The sequence below is a fragment of the Nostoc sp. NMS4 genome, assembly GCF_017115095.1.
GTDB lineage: Bacteria > Cyanobacteriota > Cyanobacteriia > Cyanobacteriales > Nostocaceae > Nostoc.
On the sequence record NZ_JABXKI010000320.1, the window covers coordinates 1 to 12,281 of the forward strand.

Annotated in this window: 9 protein-coding genes and 1 pseudogene; 2 read left to right on the forward strand and 8 right to left on the reverse strand. The window is 36.9% G+C overall.

Going from position 1 to position 12,281, the window contains the following annotated elements; genetic code table 11:
- The first annotated feature begins 130 nt into the window (after window positions 1–130).
- On the forward strand, window positions 131–2,305 hold the full coding sequence (locus HWQ37_RS29210) for a DEAD/DEAH box helicase (protein ID WP_292753905.1): 2,175 nt from the start codon (window positions 131–133) through the stop codon (window positions 2,303–2,305).
- A gap of 253 nt (window positions 2,306–2,558) precedes the next feature.
- Here the strand turns inward: HWQ37_RS29210 and HWQ37_RS29215 are convergent, their stop codons facing one another.
- From HWQ37_RS29215 to HWQ37_RS29235, 5 genes are all read right to left on the reverse strand, one after another.
- Window positions 2,559–5,252: a PAS domain S-box protein gene (locus tag HWQ37_RS29215; RefSeq protein WP_292753906.1), complete on the reverse strand. Its 2,694-nt coding sequence runs from the start codon at window positions 5,250–5,252 to the stop codon at window positions 2,559–2,561.
- Window positions 5,253–5,759: 507 nt separating this feature from the next.
- The gene (locus HWQ37_RS29220; protein ID WP_292753907.1) at window positions 5,760–6,332 is read right to left on the reverse strand and encodes a Uma2 family endonuclease; all 573 of its coding nucleotides are present in this window, start codon (window positions 6,330–6,332) and stop codon (window positions 5,760–5,762) included.
- 77 nt (window positions 6,333–6,409) lie between these two features.
- Window positions 6,410–7,588, reverse strand: coding sequence for a DNA double-strand break repair nuclease NurA (locus tag HWQ37_RS29225; RefSeq protein ID WP_292753908.1), 1,179 nt, complete (start codon window positions 7,586–7,588; stop codon window positions 6,410–6,412).
- 335 nt (window positions 7,589–7,923) lie between these two features.
- Complete coding sequence (locus HWQ37_RS29230) at window positions 7,924–8,709, reverse strand: HAD family hydrolase (RefSeq protein ID WP_292753909.1); 786 nt, start codon at window positions 8,707–8,709, stop codon at window positions 7,924–7,926.
- A gap of 137 nt (window positions 8,710–8,846) precedes the next feature.
- A complete protein-coding gene (locus HWQ37_RS29235) occupies window positions 8,847–9,413 on the reverse strand; it encodes a Rieske 2Fe-2S domain-containing protein (protein ID WP_292753910.1) in 567 nt (188 codons plus the stop codon).
- A gap of 328 nt (window positions 9,414–9,741) precedes the next feature.
- Here HWQ37_RS29235 and HWQ37_RS29240 point away from each other — a divergent pair, with 328 nt between their 5' ends.
- The gene (locus HWQ37_RS29240; RefSeq protein WP_292753911.1) at window positions 9,742–10,074 is read left to right on the forward strand and encodes a hypothetical protein; all 333 of its coding nucleotides are present in this window, start codon (window positions 9,742–9,744) and stop codon (window positions 10,072–10,074) included.
- A 590-nt stretch (window positions 10,075–10,664) separates the two neighbouring features.
- Here HWQ37_RS29240 and HWQ37_RS29245 read toward each other — a convergent pair.
- The 3 genes and pseudogenes from HWQ37_RS29245 to HWQ37_RS29255 form a co-directional block, all read right to left on the reverse strand.
- Window positions 10,665–11,099 carry a hypothetical protein gene (locus HWQ37_RS29245; protein ID WP_292753912.1) on the reverse strand — a complete coding sequence of 145 codons (435 nt, stop codon included), beginning with the start codon at window positions 11,097–11,099 and terminating at the stop codon, window positions 10,665–10,667.
- 7 nt (window positions 11,100–11,106) lie between these two features.
- Window positions 11,107–11,448 carry an AAA family ATPase gene (locus HWQ37_RS29250; RefSeq protein ID WP_292753913.1) on the reverse strand — a complete coding sequence of 114 codons (342 nt, stop codon included), beginning with the start codon at window positions 11,446–11,448 and terminating at the stop codon, window positions 11,107–11,109.
- 6 nt (window positions 11,449–11,454) lie between these two features.
- A pseudogene (locus tag HWQ37_RS29255) lies at window positions 11,455–12,281 on the reverse strand (IS4 family transposase); the annotation flags it as partial.

Genomic DNA, 12,281 nt, shown 5'->3' on the forward strand with positions numbered 1-12,281 from the left:
CAGTTAAAGTCATCTAAAGATGACTAAGGATTTTTGGGTATATTGAGTCATCTTCAGATGACTTTTGTTATTAGCAAGAAACTTCAGTTCCTTGTGGGACATAACTTTATTTATAGAATTTATAAAAAATATGAGCGATGCCTTTAGCCGACTTGCACCTTTCATCCAAGAATATATTTATCATCACCAGTGGACTGAATTACGTCCAGTTCAAATTGCCGCTTGTCAAGTTATATTTGACACTGATGCTCACTTGTTAGTTACGGCTGCAACTGCTGCTGGAAAAACAGAAGCAGCCTTTCTACCAGTTTTGACTCTATTACATAACAACCCTGCTGCTACAATTGGCGTATTATATATTAGTCCAATCAAAGCTTTAATTAACGATCAATTTGAGCGTCTCAACGACTTACTCAAAGAAGCAGATATTCCAGTTTGGCACTGGCACGGCGATGTTTCACAAACTCGAAAAAATAAACTTTTAAAAAATCCGCAAGGCATTCTCCAAATTACCCCAGAATCTTTAGAAAGTTTGTTAATTAATAAAAATAACGATTTACTTCGCTTATTTGGTGATTTAAGATTTGTGATCATTGATGAAATTCATGCCTTTATGGGTTCAGAACGCGGTTGTCAAATTATTTGCCAATTACAACGTTTAGCAAAGTTGACGCAAAAACAACCACGTCGTATTGGTTTATCGGCAACTCTTGGTGATTATTCAATAGCTGAAAATTGGTTGCGTTCGGGAACCGATAAGCCAGTGATTACACCAAAAATTGATGGCATAAAACGGCAAATAAAACTAGCTGTAGAACATTTTTATATTACAGATGAAGTAGATGAATCAGAGGCGACAGATGATGAACAATATATTTTCAACCTCAGCAAATCTCGCAAATGCCTAATATTTGCGAATAATCGCACGCGCACCGAATCTGTAATTGCATCTTTGCGACAAATTGCCACAAAACAAGGATTACCAGATATATATCATGTACATCATGGGAGTATATCTGCTAGTTTGCGACAAGCTGCTGAAAATGCAATGCGTGAACCGAACAATCCAGCTGTCACCGCCGCCACTTTGACTCTAGAATTAGGTATAGATATCGGTCATTTAGAGCGAGTGATTCAGTTAGAATCGCCCTTGTCGGTAGCTAGCTTTTTACAGCGCTTGGGACGCAGTGGTAGAAGAGGTGAAGCTGCTGATATGCGTTTTGTATGCGCTGAAGATAAGCCATTAGCAGAAGCTTCTCTACCAGAACAAATTCCCTGGCAACTTTTGCAGTGTATTGCGATAATTCAACTTTATTTAGAAGAAAAATGGATTGAACCAATCAGACCCATTAAATATCCTTTAAGTTTGCTTTATCACCAAACAATGAGTATTTTAACAGCAACAGGTGAAATTTCAACTAATGCTTTAGCTAAACAAATTTTTAGTCTGCCACCCTTTGCTGCTATTTTAAAAGAAGATTTTCAACTATTGCTACGCTATTTAATTGATATTGGTCATATTCAGCAGACTGAACAAGGTAAATTAATCCTGGGTTTGGCAGGAGAAAGGGTAGTGAGAAAATTTCAGTTTTATGCTGTTTTTGCTGAACAACAAGAATATATTGTTAAGCAAGGTACAACAGAAATTGGCAGTATTGTTACGCCACTTCCTGTTGGGAATCAATTTGCTTTAGCAGGGAGAAATTGGGAAGTCGTAGAAGTTGACTTTAAAAAGAAGGCTATTTTTGTTAAACAAGCTGAGGGTAAGTCTAGTATTTATTGGCGAGGTGGGGGTGGTACTATTCATACCAAAGTTTTGCAACGAATGCAACAAGTATTATTGGAAGATATTGAGTATAGTTACTTGCAAAAAAATGCTTTGCAACGTTTACGTCAAGTTCGCCAGTTGGTGCATGAGGTTGGATTAGATAAGCAGAATATTTTGCAATTGGAAAAAGGTAAATGTTGCATTTTCCCTTGGATGGGTACGGTTGCTTATCGCACCTTAGAAAGATTACTCAACTCTTACTGTCGAGAATCGTTAGAAATTACAAGTATTGGCGGAGTAAATCCCTATTATTTGACAATTAAATTAGGCAAGGATAAATTTAAATATCTTTATCGTGAAATAACTTCATTGTGTGAACAAAGAATTATCCCAGAAGATTTAGTCAGTACTTCAGAAGCACCAGAAATTCAAAAGTATGATGAATTTATTCCTCATCCACTTTTACGAAAAGCTTTTGCTAACGATTATTTAGATATGACTGAACTCAAGCAAAAAGTGGCATTGTGGGAAGAATAAATTCAGTTAAAATGATGAGACTTAGTTTTTCGTGATTTGCCTTGCCTCGTTCCCAGGCAGAGCCTGGGAATGCGATCGCTCAGAGGCTCCGCCTCTTGTCAAACAAAGGAGTCAGAGCCTCCCACAAAAGCATTACAAGGCAGAGCCTTGTAACGAGAGATAATGCAATGCGTAAGTCATAGAATAAATAAATGCAGTTAATGAGCCTTAGTTTTTCGTCATGAGTGCGTAAGTCCTATAAACGTAGAGTATTTTAAATTGGAATTTGAATCGAGAATTCTGTGCCTTTTCCTACTTCTGATAGACAATTTAAACTTCCACCATGTTTTTCTACTACAATTTGGTAGCTAATTGATAGTCCTAGACCTGTTCCCTTACCTACCTCTTTTGTGGTAAAAAATGGATCGAATAATCTCTTTCTAATGTCTTCTACCACTCCTAATCCGTTGTCAGCAATTCGGATGACAACAAATTTGCTCTCTAAAATTTCAGTACGAATGATAATTTGTGGTTTATAATTTGTTTTTATCCTGACTATTGACTCTTCTAAAGCATCGATCGCATTAGTCAAAATATTCATAAATACTTGATTAAGTTGCCCAGCATAGCAATCAACTAAAGGTAAATCACCATATTGTTTAACTATAGATATATCCAACCCAATTCCACTATTTTTTAAGCGGTGATGCAAAATTAATAACGTATTTTCAATTCCTTCATGAATATCAACTGGTTTTTTATCTGCTTCATCATGACGAGAAAAATTTCGCAATCCTAAAACAATTTCACGGATACGATTAGTACCCATATTCATCGAAAATAGGAGTTTATAAAGGTCATCGCTAATGAATTCCAAATCAATTTTTTTAGTGAAATCTTCAATTTCTGCTTCGGGTTGGGGATAGTATTGCTGATAAAGGTGTAAGAGAGTTAACATCTCTTGAAAGTATTCGTTAGCATAGGTTAAGTTACCATGAATAAAGTTAACTGGATTGTTGATTTCATGAGCAACTCCAGCGACTAATTGTCCTAAACTAGACATTTTTTCATTTTGAATCAATTGAGATTGAGTTTGCTGCAATTTGTGCAAGGTTTCGGTGAGTTTTTCAGCTTGAGTTTGAGCTACTAAAGTAGCAGTGCGACTTTGGGTATAAAGTTGTGCATGATCGATAGCGATCGCTAGTTGATCGCAAACAGCTTGTAGCAGACTAATTTCACTGTTATTCCAAATGCGATCGCCACTACAATGACTGCACACAATTGCTCCAATCTGCCCGGAATTACTTTTAACTGGTAGCATTAGTTGAGATGCGATCCCAAACTCAGTTAGAAATTCTTGCATATCATAATCAAGTTGTGATTTACTATTAATATTTTCGATGCAAATTAGCTCTTGAGAGAGAAGCTTTTGACTCAAAAAAGTGCTTTTTTGTAGTGGAATACTGCCTAACATACTTGGCAAGTTAGGGTTTCGGGCTTCAGAGGTAATAGTCAGGCTTGCTTGGGATGGGTGCGGTAAATAAGAAAGAAAGTAGCAACGGTCAATTTGTAATAAGCTGCGAATTTCATTAACAGCAGTTTCTAGAATCATATCTAGGTTAAGAGAACTGCGGATTTGACTAGCTAGACGCAGTAACAAGGCTTCCCGACGGCTGAGGAGTTCTTCTCGCGCCCAAATTCGGTCAATAGCTACAGCAATATTATTAGCAATCCAATTTAATAAGTTATGAGTTGCTTCGGTAAATAATTGCTTGCTAAATAAAGCCATTATACCGATTATCTGCTGCTCTACTATTAGGGGATAAGCAGAAAATCGAGGAACTGAAAATTTAGAATCGGTAAGTTTTTCGGAATTATTAATTGATAGTTCTTGGTTAAAAATAGCTTGATGGTTTTGAATCATTAAGCCAATAATATTATTGACTAAAGCGATATGCTCTGGAAAATCTTGGGTATCGCTCAAAGCACTACAAGTAATATCTGTGCAATGAACGCCAGCCTGTAATTGTAGCTGCTTTGTCTGTCGTTCAAATGTCCAGATACAAACAAAGCCGATATCAAGGTATTGGGAAATAGTATTTGTACAATTTTGCAGAATTTCTGGAAGTGTACCACTTTGAGATAAGGCTAAACTGACTTCTGCGCTCAAAATTGACAAGCGCGATCGCTCCAATAAAGCTAACTCTGAAAGCTTGCGTTGTGTAATATCTGTACGGATTGATACATATTGATAGGGCTTTTCATCTTGTCCTAACATTGGAGCAATCAAAGTATCCACCCAATAAAAAGTACCATCCTTAGCTTTATTTTGAATTTCTCCTTTCCAGATTTTACCTTGAGAAATAGTTTTCCATAAGTTGGCAAAAAATTCTTTTGTGTGGTATCCAGAATTGATAATCCGATGATCTTGTCCTAAAAGTTCTTCTGAAGAATATTTAGAAACTTCACAAAATAAGTCATTGACATAAGTTATTCTTCCAGTTCTATCAGTAATAGCTACTAGAGAATGGGCATTTAAAGCAAATCTAAAAGCTTCTAATTCTTGAATAGAATTTCTGAGTGCTATCTCATTCTGTTTATTAGTAGTGATATCACGAGCTACTGCATAAATCAACTCTTCTTCAATGAAACCAGTCGCATTCCATGATAGCCACTTGTAAGAACCATCTCGACAAAGATAGCGGTTTTCAAAACTGACTGCATCTACAGATTGTGTAATTTTTTGGGCTGCTGTAATAGTTAATTCACGGTCTTCAGGGTGAATAAATTCTATGAAGGGTTTAGCAACAAGTTCCTGAATTGACCAACCTAGTGTTTTTGTCCACACTGGATTTAAATACTTAAAATAACCATCAAAATTAGCAATACACAATAAATCTATAGAAAGGGAGAAAAATCGAGAGTATTTTTCTTCAGATTGGTTGTACTCAGATTTAACTAGTTTCATCAGCTTTTTAGATATAAATATTTTGGGATAAAGTTTAAATTTAGAGACTCGCCTAATATCAGTTATGACTAAGACTGGTTACTGACGAATAAAAACGGAATTAACTTGACAGCAAAGCCAATAAGTATCTACTAGTTTTTACTGAGTAAGCCAGCTAGCTGTTGACTTAGTTCTCTACTAAATAAAGGTTTCCCTAAAAAGCTGTAAAGTAAACATTTAGATTTTAAATTTAAGATAAGAAGTGTTACATAAACTGAATTAATCAGGACTTTTATCTGTAATTGTCTTTAAACAGCGAAATACTGGATTAATAAGGGACTTCCAAATAAAAAAATACTCAACTATTCTTTGTGGGGTGGGGTGGGCATCTTGCCCGCCTTGGGCTGTGGGCGGGCAAGATACCCACCCCACAAGATTGGATTATTTCTTGGAAGTCCCTAAATGTAACAATTATTAAGGTTTTCACATTTATTGATGTGTAGACTTGATATTTTAGTCCTGACTCATCTAGAAGTTTACCATTTCATAAATATCACTAAATGAAATTTGGAAATTTATAGAAGCTAGTGTTAAAAATGCATCGGGAGATTCATATTCAGTTAATACCCATTTACCATCTGAGTTTTTAGCAAATTGCTCGACATAAAATTTGTATTGGTCAATCAGAATATATTCTTTAAATTCAGGAATTGAACGATAACAACGAAACTTATCTGATTCGTCATAACTTCTGGTTGATTTTGACAAAACCTCAATAATTATTAAGGGATTTGTAACAGTAGTAGTGCTGTCACTCTCATACACTGGTTCTCCCGCGATCGCCATCACATCTGGATACGTATATCTTCTGTAACCCGGTATCCACAAGCGCACATCGCTAGTAAATAAATTATAATTTTGCCCTCTTAAAGCAAATTTTAAATGAGCAACTAAATTAACAATGATATGGTTATGATTAGTTGTACCTCCTGCCATTGCTACTATTTCCCCATCTAAATATTCGCTTTTGTATTCGGCTGCTTCTTCCAGTGCTAAATATTCTTCACGGGTGTAGTAGCGTTTTTCTGCTTGTGTTTGCATAAAAACCTCCATAAACCAAAATAGATAAATACAATTTATCGCAGCTTATCAGTCAATAATCTTAATTCTTGCCTCCTTCACGCAATACTCCCGCGCTTTCTAGCTTCTTTGTAGGAAGTTCCCACATTTTTTAAACCAGCTTTAATCATTTGTTGTTCGAGAAGGGCAAAGAAACGCGCCCGATCGCCACCTTTTACTACTGCTTGATTATGCGCTTCGGCGATCGCAACAGGGTAGCCATATCCTTTTTGTACTTGTGCTAACATCAGTCCCAATGCTTGATCTAACATGCTTGCATTCTCGGCAACCCATGCTGGAACTTCAATGCGGGCGATTTCAGTACCAACGTGGACGTAGCAAAAGTAAATCGTTTGATCGCCGTAAAGTTCGAGAATGGGGGAATTACTGCGCCACAGAGTACTGCGTTGTCCTGGTTTGAGTCGGGTAGCCCAAACAGAAGTATCTCGCAACTGTTCAAAAATTTTACAAGGTACTTTTTCTAGCTGATTTGGGCAATGACTTTTACAGTCTGGCGCTGGATGAGGACAAGCTAATAACCGCAAAAAGTTCATTGTTTCGATGCTGCGAGAGGCGCTAAGATAGCCCATCAAGGGAATTTGAGCATCACGCATCTGCTGCCAAGCTTCCAGGATCGGGGGTAAAATGCGATCGCGTGCATCCATTGGTAATTGTTCTAAAAACCAGTAAATTAACGAACCATCTACCATCGCTAACGCTGGCGTTTCCCTTTGCGCCGCATCACACGCCAGTTCTGCTAACACCGTCGTTTCGGAAGCAGTGCGGCGAAAACTCATCCATTCTTCAGTTCTAATTCCCCACTGCCGAGACATATATAAATCTTCTGGGCGGTAAAATACTTCTGGCAAACTATCTAGTAGGGGATGGCGGTTTTGCCCGTAGTGCAAGACGACTCTGCCGATATTTAGCAGATAACAGTAAGCAATTTCGTGATGGTTGGGGGCAATTTGCGAACCATCGGTAGCGATGACAGTATGAATTTTGGGGGGAACTGGGATATCGATGCAGGTTTCTAGCGGTTCTATTGGGGTAGCATTAGCAAAGAGAATGCGATCGCGCCATTTTTCCTGGCGATCAATTAAATCTTGTTGACACTCATAAGCATTTTTTAAATGTTGTTGTGCCAATTCTAAACGCTGACGACTAGCAGCAGCTTCTAAGGTAAGATGTTGACTTAAACCCTGCATTTGTCGCGCTAGTTTTGTTAGATCAAGCATAAAACTAAGTACTAATTTAGGAGTGATACCAATTCTGTATGAAGATGTGCCAAACTATATGAGGAACGAACCGCAAAGGGCGCAAAGGGCGCAAAGAAAGAAAGAAAATTTGGCGCAGCCTCACAAAGAAATAGTATGAGGAGCTAAAGTTTTTAGTAATTCATTGCGATCTACCTACATCTTTTAAATATCTCGCTTCGTTGCCATTTTGCTAGAAAAATAAAGTAATTCGTAATTGATAATTACGCTTTAATAGTCGCTAAAGTAAGTCGTAATAAAAGAAATTTGGTAGATGTAGACCCCTTACAAATTACAAATTACGAATTACGAATTACTTAAAGCCAAGCTGAGAAATCTTTGGCAAACTGAGAAAGTGATAACAATTGAATTCGCGGGTCATTTTGAGCGATTTCCCTTTCTGCTTGGGTATTATAGCCCCAGTCTGCAAGAAAGAGTTTCACATCTTCAAGTCCTGCTTGCTGTTGGACTAACTGCAATGTTTTGAGTCTATCTTCTACAAACCAGAGACTAACTGGCTTGTCTCCTGCTAACTGGATTAATTCTCGCAAAATTTCATATTTGGGACGCTTGACTTCTTTGCCAAAGATTGCTTCTGGCGGTAAATTCACCCCTTCTTGTTGCAACAACTGCTGTACAAAACGTCCTTCTTTCGTTGTCACAATGTATAGCTTAACTCCACTGTCAATAGTTAATTTTATTTTTTCTACTACTGCCGGATAAAATCTATGCAGACTCAGCCAACCATCTAAATCAGTGGTAATCCATTCATCTCGCTGATTATCTAGTTTCGCACCAATTTCTTTTGCTTGTAGCTTGTCATTTAATAAAATTTGTGGAGCAATGCTTACCCATTCATGAAGAATCTTTTCGTCAGAAATTCCATCTACCAAGGCTTTAATTAAAATGGGCATTTCCCAACCTGTTTCAATAACAGGCCTTAGTCGATAGAATCTCAAAGCTAAATCATCTGGCGGTGTGTCGTTAGCAGAAGACCAAATTTCACAGTAGGTGCGCCATGCTACCTCAAAATACTCAATTAATCCGTCGCAAATCACTCCATCAAAGTCCAGGGCTAAAATTTTGGGACTACTTGTGGTCATTGGTTTGAGAATGAAACTGCTGTTGTCAGCTTACCCGACAAATTTAAATCATGCAGTAATTTTTGTTAGTCTTTTATAATTCATAACTTGCTTAAAAAGTATGCTGGCATTGTTAAATTTGATTTGTTAAGCGTAGGTTAACGAGGATCTAGAGCAGGTTTGCGATCGACTAAACGAATTTGATTTTGCTTGACTACTACAGTGATTAGTGGTAGAGAGCGTTTAGCTGGCCCATGAACAACTCGACCCTGAGAATCGTATTGAGATCCATGACAAGGACAAATAAAGTGATTCTTCTCAAGATCCCAATTGACTGTACATCCTAAATGTGTGCAGATTGGATTAATAGCGTACTCAGCAATTTGTGGACCGTCTTGAATAATCAGATAATCAACGCTACGATCTGGCAAGCCTTTTACCAGAATGGGAATTCCTGGCTTTGCAGTTGTTAATAGTGTATTAGCTTCAATTTCTTTGCCGTCTTCAGCTAGTGCTACCGATCCTGGAAGATAATTTTGACAGCGTGAATTTTTGGGATAAAGTGAGCAAAGGGTTTCTAGGTCTAGCTCACGACTTTGGCTGACTTTGGGAAATAGATATCCGATCGCTACTGATGCAACTGTACTACCTAGCATATAGGTTAAGAAATCCCGGCGCGTTTTTATCCTGGCTGGGATTTTGCCATTAGTAGAAGAATGTTCCATGATGATTCGATTTACCAAGAAAGGTCTACTAATATACTACGGCGCGATCGCATTAGGATTAATGTACTTTTGTGTTTACGGTGGGTTCATTTTCATAAAATTTGCTTTTCTTATGAGTTGTGCCAAAACTTGAATTTTTAATTATTATTTATTTCTGGAGTATGAGGTTATTTATAAATCTCAGAGCTAGGCTATAACCTAAGATATGTTCCTCACAAAATCTCTGCAAAATATATTCTCAAACTCTCTCCAGAGAAAGAACTCTTTATACCCTTGATTTTTTAAGCTGTTGTTAGTCAAGCAAGATATTTTAATACCTGAAAGCACCATGAGTGATAAAAATCAAGGAAATCAAATTAATCAACCAGTAAGCGAAGATCGAGATTCTCGTGAAAAGCCAGATGTGAATGAAAGAAACCTAACGGCGAATCCAGGAGATAGAATTTCCGATCAGCCTCAATCAATTGAAGAGAAGGCTAAACAGGCAGCCATTGATGATGTACCAGACATTACAGGCGAAAGAATCACAGTCCCGACTTACTTCGTTGTGGATGAACCCAACGGCGAAAAAAAGGCACTCCATCACGTTAAAGATGCTGAGGAAATTTCCGACGTAATTCGGCAAGCACGACTTGACGAAAATGGAAATCGAATTTGGTAGTAATTGTTTATGGAAGACGCAGGGATACAGAGAAGTTATCAAATACTCTCTGCTTCTTTGCGTCTCGCGCTGACAGCTGCATTGAAATATACTTTAAATTAAAGAAAGATTACAAGCAATCTCGCTCGTCCGAATTATCTGCCAATACGAGCAAGTCAGTTTTGAAATAAACCTTCTTGAGCTAACTTTTCAGCATCAATACATCCTAATAAGCTTCCTGCAAGAATCTCTGAATTGTAATAATTCCTGATTTATTTCCTAAGATAGGGTCTGATGTACCAACACAAAAGCTCAGTAAAATCATGCCCATGAATTTTACATCGTATTTCTATCAGTTCTTTTGCACGTAATTCTTCGAGTTTAGTTATGAATCTCGATTCCTGTGAGCGATTACCATTGCTATTTAAATATTTAGTAATGAAAGTTTTTAAATCGAACTGAACCTGATTATTATTTTTATTTAATTTACAGCAGTCGCCAAATTTTTCTAGCCATCTCATATTTAATTCAAGTGCTTCATTAGTAGCCCTAATTAAGAATAAATCCTCTAATACTCTAGATACTTGATGAAGTACTTCGCTAGCTTTTGGCTAATATAAACGTATCGCTAAACGCAAGTATTTATCTAAAACAACCTCGTTAAATAAATACATCTCCAGACATGAATAATCGGTAAATAATAGTAAATCACACTGATACTCTTTGCCAAATAGCCAATCGAAATCCTTATCTACAATACATGTAATATGTAGAGGAGTTTCTAAGAATTTATCATGTATATATATGGCAAGAGCAATAACACGACTTCGGATATTGTCTTTTAATCCTAGTTCAAATAGTAATTGGGCAGGAATTTCAACTGTATCAATTTCATAAACACCAAAATCTTGAAGTTGTTTATCCTCTAAAAACCATTCTATTAATTGCTTATCTGTCTTACCTTCAACATATATATCACACAGTTCAGGCTCAAGTTCATATCTAGTTACAAGTTCGTCAAGTGTGCGTCGTATTTCATTCTCCATTTCTCAATTATTTCTCCATCTTCACAAGCTTAACGACATTGTTGTTGTACCGAGAAAGTAATTCAATTGAATGAGTAGCTAATATAAATTGAACTTGGCTTCCTTTTGTAAGTTCAAGCAATGCATGAATAAGTTGACGCTGCCATTTGATATTTAGTGATATTTCTGGCTCATCAATAATAAAGATTGTTGCTTTATCTCTCGCCGTCAGAGTATTACAAAAAAGTAGTAGCAGTTGCTTTTCTCCTGAAGAAAGCGTTTCTGGAGATAATTCTTTTCCTTCTTGAGTAAATATTTTTAGTCCGTCTCTGACATGTAGCCTTATATATTTATCCTGAAGGGGGGACAAAATCAGCTACAAGACAGACTCTATAAGCTTCATAGCTCTTAGACCTTGTTGATAATACTTATATTTATTGCGATTTAATTTCATTAATTCCGTGACTAAATCCATACAAACATCCTTGAAATTGACCCAAGTTTGACCATATAAGCCGATATAAAAACTACTATGTCTCCGTTCCGTTCGACCATGTTCTTTGATCCGAGCAATATATTTTTGTATTCCTTTACGTTTGATTTGTTGACCCTGAATTGTTGCAGAAGAGTAAGCAATTGCTATCAATAAAACTAGAGAAATAAAGCGTTCACCAGTTACATTAGTATCCTCTAAATTATAGCCTCCCTTCTTGAAATCTCTAAACATTTCTCGGAGGCGGAGTGTCTCCGACTCCGCTCAATATCAAATCTTTGTTTATAGGCAGAAATAGCCAATTTTAACGCCTCAAAATTCGTTAAGATAAACCATCCTTCTTTCGGTGCTACTCCGTTAATTTTACGTTTCCATTTACAAGCAACGTTAAAGCTCATAAAACCGCGAGTCTTTGTTACCTTTACACCTTGAATAAAAAATGATACTCCTGGTTCTAATCCCAGACTGTTTAATTCCTGAAAAATATCTTTTTCAACCTCTACAAATTCGTTCTTTTTTAATCGCAAGCAAAAGTATACACCCAATGATTGAAGGTACTTAGCGAGTTTTACAGAACAAAATTCTCTATCACCTAATACACATATTTTATAGTTGTGAAAAAGTGGACTTACTTGAGACAATAGTTTTTGTTGCTCATCTATGTTACTACTCCCTAATTTGGGCAATAATTTAAAATAGATTGGAAATGC